Annotated in this window: 11 protein-coding genes; 6 read left to right on the plus strand and 5 right to left on the minus strand. The window is 45.6% G+C overall.

What is annotated here, in order from left to right; genetic code table 11:
* Position 1 precedes the first annotated feature (1 nt).
* A complete protein-coding gene (locus HB679_RS16080; RefSeq protein WP_255547635.1) occupies positions 2–1,330 on the plus strand; it encodes a BamA/TamA family outer membrane protein in 1,329 nt (442 codons plus the stop codon).
* Position 1,331: 1 nt separating this feature from the next.
* Positions 1,332–2,540 carry a DUF2252 family protein gene (locus HB679_RS16085; protein ID WP_214073031.1) on the plus strand — a complete coding sequence of 403 codons (1,209 nt, stop codon included), beginning with the start codon at positions 1,332–1,334 and terminating at the stop codon, positions 2,538–2,540.
* Positions 2,541–2,554: 14 nt separating this feature from the next.
* Here the strand turns inward: HB679_RS16085 and HB679_RS16090 are convergent, their stop codons facing one another.
* Positions 2,555–2,728: a DUF3606 domain-containing protein gene (locus HB679_RS16090; RefSeq protein WP_214073032.1), complete on the minus strand. Its 174-nt coding sequence runs from the start codon at positions 2,726–2,728 to the stop codon at positions 2,555–2,557.
* A gap of 42 nt (positions 2,729–2,770) precedes the next feature.
* Positions 2,771–7,342 (minus strand): DUF3320 domain-containing protein, encoded by a 4,572-nt coding sequence (locus HB679_RS16095; RefSeq protein ID WP_214073033.1) that lies wholly within the window; start codon positions 7,340–7,342, stop codon positions 2,771–2,773.
* A 293-nt stretch (positions 7,343–7,635) separates the two neighbouring features.
* Here HB679_RS16095 and kaiC point away from each other — a divergent pair, with 293 nt between their 5' ends.
* The 4 genes from kaiC to HB679_RS16115 are packed head-to-tail and all read left to right on the plus strand — an operon-like array spanning position 7,636 to position 11,675.
* Positions 7,636–9,360, plus strand: coding sequence for a circadian clock protein KaiC (gene kaiC / locus HB679_RS16100; RefSeq protein ID WP_255547636.1), 1,725 nt, complete (start codon positions 7,636–7,638; stop codon positions 9,358–9,360).
* On the plus strand, positions 9,360–9,647 hold the full coding sequence (kaiB, locus tag HB679_RS16105; protein ID WP_214073035.1) for a circadian clock protein KaiB: 288 nt from the start codon (positions 9,360–9,362) through the stop codon (positions 9,645–9,647). Before kaiC ends, kaiB begins: the two co-directional genes overlap by 1 nt.
* Before the next feature lie 7 nt (positions 9,648–9,654).
* Positions 9,655–9,972 carry a circadian clock KaiB family protein gene (locus HB679_RS16110; protein ID WP_214073036.1) on the plus strand — a complete coding sequence of 106 codons (318 nt, stop codon included), beginning with the start codon at positions 9,655–9,657 and terminating at the stop codon, positions 9,970–9,972.
* A 5-nt stretch (positions 9,973–9,977) separates the two neighbouring features.
* A complete protein-coding gene (locus HB679_RS16115; RefSeq protein WP_214073037.1) occupies positions 9,978–11,675 on the plus strand; it encodes an ATP-binding protein in 1,698 nt (565 codons plus the stop codon).
* Positions 11,676–11,743: 68 nt separating this feature from the next.
* Here HB679_RS16115 and HB679_RS16120 read toward each other — a convergent pair whose 3' ends face one another.
* The 3 genes from HB679_RS16120 to HB679_RS16130 all read right to left on the minus strand — a co-directional run bounded on the left by HB679_RS16120 (position 11,744) and on the right by HB679_RS16130 (position 15,573).
* Complete coding sequence (locus HB679_RS16120; RefSeq protein WP_214073038.1) at positions 11,744–12,901, minus strand: glycoside hydrolase family 130 protein; 1,158 nt, start codon at positions 12,899–12,901, stop codon at positions 11,744–11,746.
* Positions 12,902–12,993: 92 nt separating this feature from the next.
* Positions 12,994–14,046, minus strand: coding sequence for a LamG domain-containing protein (locus tag HB679_RS16125; protein WP_214073039.1), 1,053 nt, complete (start codon positions 14,044–14,046; stop codon positions 12,994–12,996).
* A gap of 18 nt (positions 14,047–14,064) precedes the next feature.
* A complete protein-coding gene (locus HB679_RS16130) occupies positions 14,065–15,573 on the minus strand; it encodes a RagB/SusD family nutrient uptake outer membrane protein (protein WP_214073040.1) in 1,509 nt (502 codons plus the stop codon).
* Positions 15,574–15,592: the final 19 nt, after the last annotated feature.

The following is a 15,592-nucleotide window of genomic DNA, read 5'->3' on the forward strand; positions in this document are numbered from 1 at the left end:
TATGTACCCCAAATCTACTTATAACACTTTATTTAAATGGTTGATGATGCTGGCGCTTATAGCAGCTCCTGCATTGGCCTTTAGCCAGGCAGGCCCACCTGCCGATTCGCTCAAAGCCGACTCCATCCACGCTAAAAAGTATGGCGCAAAATCTAATGATAATTTAAAAGGCCAGTTTGATTTTGGCGATTTGACCCGAGACATTCTTCATCCGCATAAAAAAGTAGATAGCCTGCACAAAAGCTCCGGCATAACCGTTGTGCCTAATATTGCGGCCAACCCTACCATCGGCGCGCAATTGGGTATTAAAGCTGTGGCGGGTGTGAGATTGGGCAACGACCCAAAAACATTGCTGTCTGTTGCGGCTACCTCGGCATCTATTACCAGTAAGGGTATTATTTATTTTTACGTTAACCATAATATATTTACGCCCGGTAATAAGTGGAACTTCCAGGGTAATATCGTAGCAGCTAAAACGGTTACACCGGATTATGGCCTGGGTATTGGTAGTGCCGATCCTGATGGTTCAAAGACCGATAAAATACTGGCCGACGGTACCCACAAGGCTTACGCCATTCACTCCATGTACTATAACATCCGCGAAAAAGTATATAAAAATATTGGTAAGAATTTCTTTGTGGGCGCAGGTATGTCATTCGAAGTCAGGCGAAACATTAACGCTAAAGATTCAACCGGCACCGCGACACCTTCCGGAGTTTATAACACCGAGCATGGCTTCCCGAAAGATCATTATTCGGCCGATGGTTTCTTATTTAACGTAGCCTATACCACTCGCGATAACCCTAATCGCGCCTATAAAGGCGTTTATTTTGATGCAGGCGTCCGCATCAATCAAACCTGGGTGGGCAGTACTAAAAACTCGGTACAATTTACTACTGATTTGCGTAAATATATTAGTTTATCAGACGCCAGCCCGGAAACTGTGCTTGCTTTATGGAACTGGGGATCATACCTGGCAAGTGGCGACATCCCTTACCTGGAGCTGCCCGGCACGGCGCGCGACGGTTCTTTCAGAAGCGGCCGGGGTTATACCTCGCAATATTTTAAAGGCACGCAGTTTAATGATACCGAGGCCGAGTTTCGCTTTCCGATCTTAGCCAACAAGTTTTTAAGCGGTGTAGCTTTTGGTAGTATGCAAACTGCTAATGACGAGCATGGTACCAAGCTGTTTCAGGTTTTTCAACCTGGTTATGGCGCTGGTTTGAGGGTGTTGTTTAACAAAGCTACGCGCACCAACCTGGCGCTTGATTATGCCTTTGGTAAATACGGTAATAAAGGATTTTTTCTTAACCTGAACGAATCGTTTTAATATGGCCAACCTGTACGAACGCTTAACCGCTTTTAATGCCGGGCTGTTGCCTGACAGGTTACCACTTAAATATGAGGCGATGGCCGAGAATGCGTTTCGGTTTTTCCGGGGCACCTGCCATTTGTTTTATGAGGATCTGGCTGCCGCCGAGCCTCTGCCTTTATCTCCGCTGGCCTGGGTTTGTGGCGATTTGCATATCGAGAATTTTGGCAGTTATAAAGGCGACAATAAACTGGTTTATTTTGACTTGAACGATTTTGACGAGGGCTTACTAGCGCCTGCCAGTTATGAAACTGTGCGCATGGTAACCAGCATTTTTATTGCGTTTGATAATCTGGGTTTTGAACCTGCTAAAGCGTTAAAAATGGCGAGACTTTTTTTGAAAACCTACTCGGCTACGCTTGCTAAAGGAAAAGCAATTAGCATTGAGCCGCGTACTGCTAAAGGCATTGTGTGCGATTTTCTAACATCGGCCACAAAAAGTACTTCTAAGGATTTGCTTAAAAAGCGCACCGTCAGCAAGAAAAAAACTATCATGTTATCGTTAAGCGATGAACGTCATTTTAAGTTAGATGGAAAGTTGCGTTCTGAACTGAAGGCACATGTCAACGAATGGATCAAAACCAGCAGCGATGGGCCATACAATTATAAAGTACTGAACGCTATATTTCGTTTAGCGGGCACGGGTAGCATTGGCGTAAAGCGCTATTTGTTTTTGCTAAAAAGCACCAATACCAAAAACAAATACCTATTGCTGGATATGAAGCAGGCGCGTCCATCGTCGGTAGCGCCTTATGTGCCGGTGCAACAGTTACATTGGCCCAATGAGGCATCAAGAGTTATCGGCGTGCAGCAACGTATGCAGAATGTGTCGGCAGCTTTGCTGAGCACTACTGTTTTTCGGGATGAATCATACATTATCCAGGAGTTACAGCCGGTGAAAGACACCATCAAATTTAAACTGCTGAAAGATTACCGCGACATGTACCAGGTGATTGATGATATGGCGGCATTAACTGCATCGGCTCAATTGCGTAGCGGCGGTATGCAGGGTTCCGGAATTATTGATGACCTGATGGCTTTCGGGCTTGATCAAAACTGGCAGGAAGCTGTTGTTACTTACGCACAGAAATATGCCGCAACAACAAAAAAATATTACAAGCAATATCTAAAGGATTACGAAGCCGGAAAATATGCCGTAACTGAATAATTGGCGAAACTGTGTTATTTTTTCAACTCGCGCTTAACGTCAACTGCCGTATTGCCGACGACGTTAACCGCAGCTTTAAGCTTTTGCTGGCTTACATTAAATTCTTTGGCCCAGAATTCTATTGCATAATCATCGTCAATATCCACCGTACGTGAATCTGGTACTATTTGCTTTAATTTCTTTTCCATCGCAGTGTTATAACCGCATATGGCTCAATTTGTTTGCTTTCCTCAAGATTTATCAGCTAATTTCAAGTTAATACCTTCAAAAGTCAGGATGCCTGCTTGTATGGTTTTGCCAATGGTTTCAGAAAGTTGCTGACGCATTTCATCAGTAAGGCGCGAAAATCCAAGCATTTTAGCTATCAATGGGATTGCTTCCTGCTCCGTGATAGATATCGCTCCGCCTACCACCTGATGTATGGCCCCAAAAATCTCTTCGGGCGCAACCAGATTAATCTTTCGGTAAGCCGCAGGTAGTTTGCTCCGATCGCGCACAACAGCCGTTTCCATTTCGGGCGACCAAAGAAAATCGCCTTTTGCAACGACTTTCTTTTCATCCTGCGCTTGGTCCAATGCTTGTGTCAGCGTGTAGCGTATGCGCGAGCCGGCTTTGCTAACACCAGCGGCATCGGTGATGCGTTTAAATACTTCATCAACATGCACCGGGCTTTCAATTTTCACCACTTCTTCCATCCAACCCGCTAACTCGGCAAAAGTGTATAACTGAAACTCGGGACGGATGTGCTCGATGTGGATTTCGGCTAATTGGTACTCCGGCGTAGTCAGTGTGTTTGCGGTGACCGTTTCCCGGCTAACTTCTTGCTGCCACGACTCGTTTTCTTTATCGACAGTTTCTGTGATCTGTTTGGCTTGTTCAATAGCAGCAAGTAAACGGTTTAGCTCGCGCGACGGGTTGCGATACCAGTCGGCGCTCCAAACCTGGTAAAGGCTCCAGCCGAAGAGTTCCAATACTTGCGTTCGCAGGCGGTCGCGATCTGTGGCTGAAGCAGCGCTATCATAAGCCTTGCCATCGCAGATCAAACCTAAAATATAGCGTCCGGGGTTTTCAGGATCAACCACGGCCAGGTCTAAATAGAAGCCGGGCGAGCCAACCTTGTTACGCACAATGTAACCGGCTTTAGTTAGCTGCGCCGCTACCTCATCCTCGAATGGACGTACCTCATTGGGAATGATAGCTTCCGGCGTATCGAATTTGGCATACTGTGCAAAATATAAAAAGCTTTTGAGTGCACGGATGCCAAAGCGGGCAGACTCGCTGATCTTGATATCTTCTGAAGTAATATTGGTAAACACTTCGCACCGCATTTTAGCGCGGGTAATCAATACATTCAGGCGGCGCTCGCCACCCTCATTATTCAGCGGACCGAAATTCATCGGTACTTTACCATCCTCGGTACGGCCATAGCCAATACTGATGAGGATCACATCACGCTCATCGCCCTGTACGTTTTCCAGGTTTTTGATAAAGAAAGGTTCATCCGGTCGACCGGTAAAATAGCTTTCTGTGGATGGGCTGGCTTTACGTTCGATCTCCAAAGCAGCCTGGATGGCCTGAGCCTGTGCGGTGCTAAAGGCAACTACACCTAAACTTTGGGTTGGATATTTACCGGCATGGCTAATTACGGCCTTAGCAACCGCTGTCGCCTCAATCGGATTGGAACGTGTCTTACCGCGATCATAAACAGCATCAGGCAAATGGTGAAAACGTAAACCCAGGTTTTGTTTAGAGCCGGGGCTGGGAAAGATCACCAGTTTATCCTCATAAAATTCGTGATTTGATAAGGTGATCAACGATTCATGCTGACTGCGGTAATGCCATTTCAGCATGCGTGTTGGTGCACCTTGTCCATCGCACATACCCAAAATACTTTGCATGTCGGCAGTGACGTTTTCTTCCTCTTCGATATCGGTATTTAGCTTGTCGAAGAAGCTGGTTGGCGGTAACTGGCGCGTATCACCCACCACCACCAGTTGCTTGCCCCTGGCAATAGCTCCGATGGCATCTACGGGCCGCACCTGGCTGGCCTCATCAAAGATTACCAGGTCGAAGTCAATTGCGCCTGGCGGCAGATAATTAGCAATAGACATCGGGCTCATCATCCAAACCGGTTTAATGGCCTGCATAGCCTTGCCCGCTTCTTCCACTAGTTTACGGATAGGCATGTGCCGGGCTTTTTTGTTGAACTCGGTTTTCAGGATATTCACCTGCCCGCCGGCATTGCCTTTAGGCAGGCTCTCCCAATGTTTCAGGGCAACTCTTGCCCGGTTATAATATAAGTTGACCTGGTCGAGTTTCTTGAACTTGGCAATGATCTCCTCGTGGCTGGCCCGCTCAAATTTAGAGATCTCCGGGCTGCGTCTGAAAGCTTCGCCAATGAGGTATTCGTACCACGTTTTTTGCAGGCTGATCTTTAACAGATCTTTAGCCTCATCCCAATTAATCGTGGCTTGTGTCAGGAACGCGAAACCCTCTTTTTCTGATTGAGCAGTCAATTGATTCCAGTCGATCGCCAATTGCAGTTCTGCAAAATGTTCGATCCAGCTTTTCCAGGTATTTTCCTGATCTGTATAGTTGGTTGGAAATGTTTCTATCTGTAAAGCTTGTAGCGCCTGTTCGCGTTGTTCATGCAGCATTTTGAGTTCGTTTTGTAACGTGGTCAAATAATTAGCGGCTACCGATGGCGCTTCGAGCTTGCTCAGATAAGTCAGCAATGCCGGGTCTTTAATTTCAGCTAAATAAGTTGCCGCAGCATGCAGCGATTGCCAATCCGATCGTTGCTTCATCCAACGATTGCCAAACAAACTTTGCGCAAACGTATCGTATTGTTGTAACGATCGCTCCAACCGGCGTGCCTCTGATATGGCATCAACCAATTTCAGTTTTTCATTAGCCGCATCAGGTAAAGTAACCTTAAGCAGTGCTGCCAATTGCTGGATACTTTTACGGTAGCCGCCATGGAAACTTTTGTGCCAGCTATTGCCGTAAGTCACAATATTTTGTCTGATCTCTAAAATATCCTGCGACCATGCCTCGGCCACGAAAGTATCTTTATAAGTTCGATAAAGGTTTTCCAATTCCTCGCCGGTGGAAAGTAATTCTTTGATATCCTCGGCTTTAGTTTGCCAGATGGAGTCGGTTATTTTTAATTCTTTCAGGTCCGGTGCCTGCGCGGCTTTGCTAAGTAAGCTTTCCAGTGCAGGCAGTTCGCCGTCATTAGCAGGGATAGCAAACCCGGTTTTTTCTTTGATATCATTAAGCAGCGCGAGCAATTCTGTAATGGAGCGTTGGGCAGTTTCCAGTCGTTGTAAAATAGCGCCTTTATCGTGTGGTAATACCAGCATCAGTTTGGTGCCGTAAAATGTCAGCGTTGCGGGTTTGCCGATATCAAACAGGCGAGCCTGTATACGATCTGCCCATTCTTCGGCCAATCTTATCTTTTCTGCGTTCCAGTTGGCGATGTCTTCGATAGGTAGTTTGATCAGATTACGATCTTTAGCTTTTTGATCTATCCGTAACAAAAAACCAATGATCTGCTGTGCACTTAACCCGCTACCGGCCAATTGATGATTTACAGCGCGGCAATAATCGTTCAACTCAACCCGGTAAATCTCCAGCATCTGAATCTCCAGCTCCAGCTTAGCGGTTTGGGGTTTGCCCAGTTCCATCACGCGTTTTAGTTCGGCCAGTACATCGCGCTTATTGGTTTTGTGGCTATGCAGTTCCAGGCAGGCCATACCCAGGTCTATATTATCCAGCCGGCGTTTTACCACGTCAAGAGCAGCCATTTTCTCGGCTACAAACAATACTTTTTTGCCCTGACCAATGGCGTTGGCAATGATGTTGGTAATGGTTTGCGATTTGCCCGTACCCGGTGGCCCCTGTATAACCAGGTTGCCGCCATCCTGCACGGCCAGCATAGCCAGCAGTTGCGAACTGTCGGCATCTACCACCCTAAAAAGGTCGTTAGCTTTGGTGTCGGCATCCAGGTCGTGTTCGTCTTCCAGTACATCTTCATGGAAGCCACTTTCCAGTAAGGCAGAAACGTTTGGATGATTTTCGGGCTTGGCAGTTTTTGGCCACTGATCGGTATCCAGATCATTATAGATCAAAAATTTCCCGAAGGAAAAGAAACCCAACTCAACAGCATCTGTATCAACCAACCAATTAGCTTCTTTATTGATATGCGAACGGATCTCTTTGATGTAAGCATTAAAATCAAACTCCTCGACCTCCGGCATATCCGGAATGGTGAGGTTAAAATCGCTTTTCATTTTGGCTTGCAGCGATAGGTTGGCGCCTATCTCACTGCCTGTGTAGCGCAGCCTGAACCGCTCCTGCGCGCTGGAGCGTTCCAAACTAACCGGCACCAAAACCAGCGGCGCCGACCTTAAGGTCTCTGTATCGCCGGTATCATACCAGCGCAGCATGCCCAAAGCCAGGTAAAGTACATTTACGCCCTGTTCTTCAATACTGGTACGCGCAAAATAATAGGTGTTGAGTAAGCGGCTTTGTAGCTTTTGTTCATCTTCGTCGGTCTGTAGCCGGGTATCCTGGTATTTGGCGTCGCCTTCCGGAAGGGTCTGCCCTTCTTTAAGGGCCAAAAAGGTCATCGCCTTTTGCTGGCGAACAAGGATGTCATAAACAGCCTCGGCTTTTTCATCAACTATATGTAGGCCTTTGCCTTTTGTAAGTTTGTAGTTCAGTAATGGATTTCGAAGCCCCAGGTCCAGCAGTTCCTTTCGGGACGATGCCAAGCGGGACTGTATAGTTTCCTGCATAAGTCAAAGCTAATAAAACTAGCCCGCATTTATAAACAAGGCAACACGCTGGTTGTGTGATGGTGTTGGACGATTTTCCAAAACCCAGGGCTATCTATTGTAACATATTTGTAGATGTCTTATCCCCCAAAGAAACAAATTGATAAGTCTGTTGTTGATATCTTTCAGTTTGTGGTTAAACACAAAACGTTATGTGCCGATACTACATAGATCAGCTTTTATACACGCGCTAAATTACAGTTTAGCGTTACGTTATTTTTTATATGTCGTCGAAACCCCTAAAAAGTCAATCCATGTCATTGACAACGCTTGAAAAGACTGCTACAGGTATAGCAGGTCTTGATGAAATTACAGCCGGCGGTTTACCTAAAGGTAGACCAACCCTTATTTGTGGCGGACCGGGTTGTGGAAAAACCTTGTTTTCTTTAGAGTTTATTGTCCGCGGAGCACAGGAATTTGGCGAGCCGGGTGTGTTTATTGCTTTCGAAGAAAAGGCCGAAGAATTGGCTATGAATGTGGCTTCCCTGGGATTTGACCTGGGGCAGTTACAGAAAGACAAAAAACTAAAGATAGATTATATCCACGTAGATAAAAGTGAAATAGAAGAAACCGGGGAGTATAACCTGGAAGGATTGTTCATTCGCCTGGGTTATGCCATAGACGCTATTAAGGCCAAACGTGTAGTATTAGATACGCTTGAAAATCTTTTTGCCGGCTTATCAAACGAGGGAATTTTGCGGGCAGAGTTAAGACGCCTGTTTCAATTTTTGAAAGATAAAGGTGTAACAGCCATTATTACAGGCGAGCGTGGCGAAAACAGCCTGACCCGCCAGGGACTGGAAGAGTATGTATCGGACTGTGTGATCTTGTTGGATCATCGCATTATCGACCAAATCTCTACCCGTCGTTTACGTATCGTTAAATATCGTGGCTCGGTGCACGGCACCAACGAATATCCGTTTTTGATTGATGAGGATGGTATTTCTGTTATGCCGGTTACCTCACTGCAATTAAATAAACCCGTCTCAACAGATCCGATATCCAGCGGCATCTCGTCTTTAGATAAAATGTTAGGTAAGGGCGGCTTTTTCCGAGGCAGTAGTATACTGGTATCGGGTACCGCCGGTACCGGGAAAACCTCTGTTGCGGCAACATTTGTCGATGCCGCGGCTAAACGTAAAGAACGCTGCCTTTATTTCGCTTTCGAAGAGTCGCCCCAACAAATTATCCGCAATATGCGGTCAATTGGTGTTGATATGCAGCATCATGTTGATAAAGGATATTTACAATTTCATTCATCGCGCCCAACGCTTTACGGGCTGGAAATGCACCTGGTAGCTATATATAAAGCTATCCGGAAATTTAAGCCGCAAGTGGTGGTACTTGACCCTATAACCAACCTGATAACGGTAGGTTCTGTAAGCGAAGTAAAATCAATGCTGGTACGTTTGATAGACTTTTTGCAGCATGAGCAAATTACCGTCATGTTTACAGCATTAACCATGAACAATATTGTCAATGAGCAAACCGACGAAGGCGTATCATCTTTGGTGGATGCCTGGCTGCTTATCCGCGATATTGAAATGAATGGCGAACGTAACCGTGGTTTATATATCATGAAATCGCGCGGTATGAAACATTCTAACCAGGTGCGCGAGTTTGTGTTTACCGGGCAGGGATTAGATCTGTTTGATGTTTACCTTGGCCCTGAGGGTGTATTGACAGGATCTGCCCGCGAGGCGCAGATGTTACTGGAAGAAACCGGACAGGTACTGCATACTAACGCCGTAAGCCGTAAAGACAGGGAAATAATACGCAAACGCAAAGTATTGGAAGCTAAAATTGAAAGCCTGCGGAGCGAGTTTGAGTCGACAGAAGAGGAATTAAATAAGGTTTATATCGAGGAGAAGATCAAACAGGACGTGCAACAGCAAACTCGTCAAAGAATGACTGATTTGCGAGGTGGAAATACGGCGCCCAAAGAGCAAGAACCTAAATCACCTAAAAAGAAAAAATAGTGGAACAAGAATTTTATGAACTCCGGCTATATGTAGCCGGACAAACACCCCGGTCTGCCACTGCGTTGCGTAATCTCAAAGAATATTGCGAGGAGCATTTGGTTGGACAATATTCATTAGAGGTTGTCGATTTGTTAAAAAACCCTCAATTGGCAGAGGGCGACCAAATATTGGCTATACCTACGCTGGTAAAAAAAGTGCCCGAGCCGGTACGCAAAATTATAGGCGATTTGTCTGATAAAGAAAAAGTGTTAGTGGGGCTGGACATCCGTCCACGTAAAAAATAAAGTATATATGGGCACGAGCGGCAACGATTTCTTTAACCAGCAATCAAATGAAGACAACCATTACAGATTGCGGTTATTCGTAGCAGGTACTTCGCCTGCTTCGGTTCGTGCGATTAATAATTTAGGCGAACTGCTAGAAGAACAATTGCCTAATCAGTACGATCTCGAAATCATTGATATTCATCAGCAGCCAGAACTGGCTCAGCAGGAAAACATCACGGCTGTACCCATGTTGATCAAGAAAACACCGGGTCCGCAGCGTTTGTTAGTGGGTGATATGTCTGATACAGGCAAAGTATTACGCGGGCTGGGGCTGGACAATTAATTAGCATGTTGAATGACAAACCGACATATGGCCAATTAGAAGCCGAGCTGAACGAGCTACGGGCTGCTTATCGCGAGATGGGCTATCAACTGGAAGATGCTAACGACCTGATTGAAGCTATTCGTACTGGTGCTGTCGACGCCTTGGTGGTGAAGGCAGAGGATGGGCACCAACTCTACACCCTGCGTACATCAGACCACGCTTACCGCATATTTATTGAGCAAATGACTACCGGCGCGGTTACTATTAACCGCCAGGGTGCTGTTTTATATAGTAACTCACGGTTTGCCGACATGGTTGGCCTGCCGCTTGAAAAAGTAACGGGTAAATTATTCTGCAATTTTGTGTCAACAGAATCGCACGATCAGTGTGTTCAATTAATTAATAGTGCCTGGACAGAAAGCCGTAAACAGGAGCTTTACCTGTCTGGCAATACATCATTACCCGTTTTATTATCCTTGCAGACATTGCAACTGGAAGATGGCCTGGCTATGAGTGTTATTGTTACTGATTTAAGCGCGCAAAAGGCCCAGCAAAAAATGCTGGAAGAAAAAAATCAGGCCTTAGAACAGGCGCAACGCAAGGCCGACGAGTTAAACAGCAATCTGGAACAAACCGTTAGCGAGCGCACCAAAGACCTGTACGCCAATCAGCAGCGGTTAACGCGGATTTTGGAGACCATGGCCGAGGGCGTATGCATTATTGATACTGCGGGTGCGCTTACCTATGCCAACCCCATGGCTCAAAAAATATTGGGTCTCTCTTTAAACCGAATCAAGGCACATACTTATAATGACCCGCAATGGGACAATTTGCGGTTGGACGGCACCCCGCTGCCGGCAAATGAACACCCCATGGCTGTGATGATGACAACCGGCCAGGCATTATACGACCAGGAAATTGGTATACAGCCGCCAAACAGGGAACGGTTTTATATTTCTATAAACGCAGCCCCCGTGCGCGACGAAAATGGAAACATAGTAGCCGGCATAGGCACATTTATGGATGTCACCCATCGCCGAAAGGCCACGCAGCAAAAAGACGAATTTATTAGCGTTGCCAGCCATGAATTAAAAACCCCCATTACCAGTTTAAAGGCGTCATTGCAATTGCTGGACAGGATGAAAAATCAACCCAGTCCTGCCATGCTGGTTAAGCTGGTGGATCAATCAAACCGGAGTTTAAATAAGGTTAGCACGCTTATAGAATATTTATTGAACGCTACCAAAGTAACCGAAGGTCAGCTTCAGTTAAATAAGAAAATTTTCCCGTTAAAAGAACTCATTGACGATTGTTGTAATGACATCCGCACAGAAGGTGGCTATGAATTAATCAGTGAAGGCGAGACCGGGCTACAAGTTAACGCCGACCCCGATAAATGCGACCAGGTACTGGTTAACCTGGTTAACAATGCGGTTAAATACGCCTTTAACTCCAAAGTGATAAGTATCAAAGTAGAGCGGGCAGAAAGGTTTGCTAAAGTTATGGTTATTGATCAGGGCCCCGGCGTTCCGCCCGATAAGTTGCCGCATTTGTTTGAACGTTATTATAGGGCCGACGATAGCAGTCAGCAATATTCAGGCTTAGGGCTTGGCTTATACATCTGCGCCGAGATTGTTAAAAAGCATGGTGGCCAAATAGGTGTGGATAGTAAGCTTGGGGAAGGAAGTTCTTTTTGGTTTACGTTGCCTTTGGCAGGATAATAATAGACATGCATATAAAAAGCCGCTTCCATTATGTGAAAGCGGCTTTTCTTTTGATACATCTTTTATCAATTATTTTCTATCGGGTCCGGAGCGGCCGGGTGTAATGGATCATAAACTGCCACTGCGACGCGAGAATCGGCGCAGCCATAATACAATAACCATTTCTTTTTAAAGTAAACCATGCCCTCAATAAACACGGTACCATTTACATATTGCCCGCTTTTTTCAAAGGGTTTCATTGGGCGTAAAAATGGCAGGTCAAGCCTGGTTATGTTTTTTGAGGGGTCATCGCGGTTAAACAACGCCTGGCCTGCGCAATATGAATTGGGGTTGAACCGGTTATCCCGGCCTTCGCCGCCTTTGTTTTTACCATTATAGAATAAGATAATACCCTTGCTGGTCATTAAAGCCGGCGGGCCGCATTCTGTTAGGTCGCTATCAAAATAACCCTTTCTTGGCGACATCAGCTGCTTTAAGTCGCCGGTTTCGGTAACAACAGGCGCCCAGTTAATCAAATCGCTTGATGTTGCGGCGTAAACGTGTTGCTCGCCCCAGTACATCCAGTATTTACCATGGGTTTTAATAATGATCTGTTTACCATTAACCACCTGGGTTAATATAGAAGCCGATTTGCTGGCGATGTTAAAAAACTTGCCATTGTAAGCTTTTTTAAATATCGGGCCATACTTGGTCCAATGGATTAAATCGCGTGACTGGGCTACACCCAGGCGCGGTACATCGCGGTTCCATTCGGTGTAAAAAACCACGTAAGTTCCGTTAGCAGTAACTGCTACGCGAGGATCTTCGCAGCCACCCGGCCATTCAAATTTTTTGGCTATGTCGTTAGCCGGAAACAATACAGGTTTTGGTCGGCGGGTATAGTGTATACCGTCGGCACTTTCTGCGTAGCCTAATCTTGAGGTACGGAAACCAATGCCTACTCCATATAAGTCTTCGGCGCGGTATAGCACCACTATTTTACCGTTTTTAATGGCAGCGCCAGGGTTAAAAGTATCATTGGCTTCCCACGCTACTTCCTTTTTACTCACCGGGTCCAGAAATCTTGAATCTTTGTTTGGCGATATGATAGGATCAATAGCTTCAGACCTGACAAAGCCGCCCAGCGCCCAATCAGGCAACTTATTCTCTGTTTTTTGACCGAAACAGTTTACGGATAGTAACAGCAACGCTGCCACCTTTACTGTCATCAAATTTTTTCTCATTGTGTATGAATTGGTTTTAAAACAAAATAAATATAGCGGCTTTTTATGGCGCGCTATATTTATTAATTTATCTGTTATGAATTAGCTAATAATTACGGTTGCTCCATAACATACAGCGAGTTAACTTCGGCATCGCTCAACACTTTATTGTATAAACGGATATCATCCAACGATCCCTGGAAATAGCTGGCCCCATAAAAGTAGTTAGGGTTTGAAGTGTCGGTAAAGTTATAAGCCGATTTTGGCAACTCATTACCGATACAAACATTCACAATAGTTTTTGGCGCGATCAGGTTACCGGTAGTGGCTACTGTTTTAACCAATTTGCCATTGATATAAAAGGTAATGGTGCCACTGGTAAATGTAGCCACAACCTGGCTCCAGGTATTTAACGTTACAGCGCCCGGGTTATCATCTACGTCATGGATGCCTGCATCAGTAGATACGGTAAGGAACGGGAAATTACTGCCCTGCAGCTGGAATTTGTAGCCAAAATAATGATCGACAGAAAATATATAATTTCCGTCGCTTGCCTTAGTGGGCTTAACCCATACACTGATAGAAAAACTACTCGGATACAAAGATTGTGTATAAGGCACTTCAATATAGGCGCCGTTGTTAAAGGCATAAGCGCTATTTGCTGCGCCGTACCTGTCTGTTGTAAGTACGGGTAATGTTCCGCCATCTGTAGCGGTGGCCGCAGTGGTACCAACGTAATTTGTTTTTAACGTACCATCATGGCCATTGCCCGAGGCATCGGTCGCGTCGCCGCTAAACTTCCAGTAAGCAACCAGGTTGGCAGGAGAAACTTCCTGGATGAGGTTGCTTCTAAAAGCCGCTTCTGCGCGCACAAGATTTGATGTCGCATTATTAACTTCTTGTTGGGTAAATGCGCCCGATACAACACCGCTTGCCAGATCTATCGAAGCCTTTAATACTGCTTTTGACCCGGCAGTGTAGTCGCCGGCTTGTTTGCCCTCTACCGCGCTGCTGTATAGCGTATTAGCAGAATCAATTTGAAGTGTAAGCTTTGATTTATCAGAGTTAGTATTGCGTGTCTCCTCGGTTTTTTTACAGGCTTGGAATATTGTTATTACAGCCGCTAGTAATACAGCAACTGTTACCAATTTTTTTAGTCGTTTCATTTTCTTTAAGTTAAAAAGTTATAGGCCTAAATTTGGATTGGTATCTCTTTCGCTTTGCGGAATAGGGAAAAACTTGTTGGTATTATAGTTGAATAATGGTTCATCAGCTAAAGCCGAATTGGCATAGGCCGAACCATAACGTATAATATCAAAAAAGCGGTGAAACTCGAGCGCAAGCTCTGAGCGTCTTTCCCTGCGGATAATATCGCGCAATTGTGACTGATCTGTTGTGATGATATCAGGTAACAAACCACTTGGCACTGTACCGAAGCCAGACAAAGTATTGTCATACAAATAGCTTTCGCGGGCGCGTTTTCTTACCCGGTTAAGTGGGGCTAATGCCCCGCCGCTATTGCCCGACTCATTTAAAGCCTCGGCTTCAATTAACAACACATCGGCATAACGTATTGCCGGATAATTCAGGTTGCCATCGCCTATGGTAGCTCTTGGTATTTCTGATTGCGGCTGTACATCTTTTTTACTAAGGTAGCCGGTGCTGGTCCAGGCGGGGTCAAAGGCGCTGTCAAAATAAGGATGACCGGCACGTGCTACGGTATAATCTAAACGTGGATCATCAACGCCTCCGGGCGATTTTTCGAAATTACTAACCAGGCTTTGTGTTGGATAAAAGAAGCCGTAGCCACCCAGTGGTGTCGGTTGGAACCAAACATTCAGGTTATTGCCCTGAAAAGGTACCAGGCCGGTTTGATGTTCAACAGTAAATATAGCTTCGGCGTTATTTTTTGTCGCTGCACGAAAATTGTCAGCAAAAACCGGTAACAGGCTATAAATATTCAACGCATCTACAGCTTGAGCGGTTGATGCCGCCAGGGCCCATTTTTGCTCGAACAAATACGTCTTGGCTAGCAGCGCTAATGCGGCTCCTTTGGTTACTCTACCCAAATCGGCTCCAGTCCAGCTTGGTGGCAGGTCGGCCGCAGCATCTGTGCAGTCCTTTTCAATTTGCGCATAAATGAGGGCTTGTGCCGATATCGGTTTTTGAGCCTCAGTTGGTGTTTGCGGAACTTCAAGGTGCAATGGTATGTTGCCGTAACAGGTTGTTAAAACAAAGTAATAGTAGGCTCTTAAAAATTTTGCCTGTGCCAGGGCTTGTGTCTTTACGGTTGGCGAAATACCCGTTGTAGTACCTGCTAAGCCATTGGTGACTACATTACAGGCAAATACACCCTGGTAGTATCTTTTCCACACTGCTTCAACAGCCGAGTTTGACGGATTAATATTAAAATCATTGATCAACTGAAAATCGCCCTGATCGCCGGCGCTGCCGCCTTTAATCGCATCGTCAGAAGCTACATCGCCCAAAACCCATATCGCGTTTGACGACGCATCGGTGAAGGTTAAAGGGCTATAAGCCGAGTTCACTGCTAAAATAGTGTTGGCATCATTGGTAAAGTAGTTGCTTGATGAGTATACGCCTACCACGGGTTGATCCAGGATTTTTTTACAGCCGGTAGCGGTAAAAAGCAGGGCGACTGCTAAAAATATATAGTTGTGTTTTGCTTTCATCTTTCTGTTAATTAAAAGG

Source organism: Mucilaginibacter sp. dw_454, from assembly GCF_018449775.1.
In the GTDB taxonomy this organism is placed as follows: Bacteria; Bacteroidota; Bacteroidia; order Sphingobacteriales; family Sphingobacteriaceae; genus Mucilaginibacter.

Bases quoted from the DNA above. Each gene is read 5' to 3' on its own strand.
- HB679_RS16120 (WP_214073038.1), bottom strand. From the start codon at position 12,901: ATGAGAAAAAATTTGATGACAGTAAAGGTGGCAGCGTTGCTGTTACTA.
- HB679_RS16110 (WP_214073036.1), top strand. From the start codon at position 9,655: ATGGGCACGAGCGGCAACGATTTCTTTAACCAGCAATCAAATGAAGAC.
- HB679_RS16130 (WP_214073040.1), bottom strand. From the start codon at position 15,573: ATGAAAGCAAAACACAACTATATATTTTTAGCAGTCGCCCTGCTTTTT.
- HB679_RS16125 (WP_214073039.1), bottom strand. From the start codon at position 14,046: ATGAAACGACTAAAAAAATTGGTAACAGTTGCTGTATTACTAGCGGCT.
- HB679_RS16085 (WP_214073031.1), top strand. From the start codon at position 1,332: ATGGCCAACCTGTACGAACGCTTAACCGCTTTTAATGCCGGGCTGTTG.
- kaiC (WP_255547636.1), top strand. From the start codon at position 7,636: ATGTCATTGACAACGCTTGAAAAGACTGCTACAGGTATAGCAGGTCTT.
- HB679_RS16090 (WP_214073032.1), bottom strand. From the start codon at position 2,728: ATGGAAAAGAAATTAAAGCAAATAGTACCAGATTCACGTACGGTGGAT.
- HB679_RS16095 (WP_214073033.1), bottom strand. From the start codon at position 7,342: ATGCAGGAAACTATACAGTCCCGCTTGGCATCGTCCCGAAAGGAACTG.
- HB679_RS16080 (WP_255547635.1), top strand. From the start codon at position 2: ATGTACCCCAAATCTACTTATAACACTTTATTTAAATGGTTGATGATG.
- HB679_RS16115 (WP_214073037.1), top strand. From the start codon at position 9,978: ATGTTGAATGACAAACCGACATATGGCCAATTAGAAGCCGAGCTGAAC.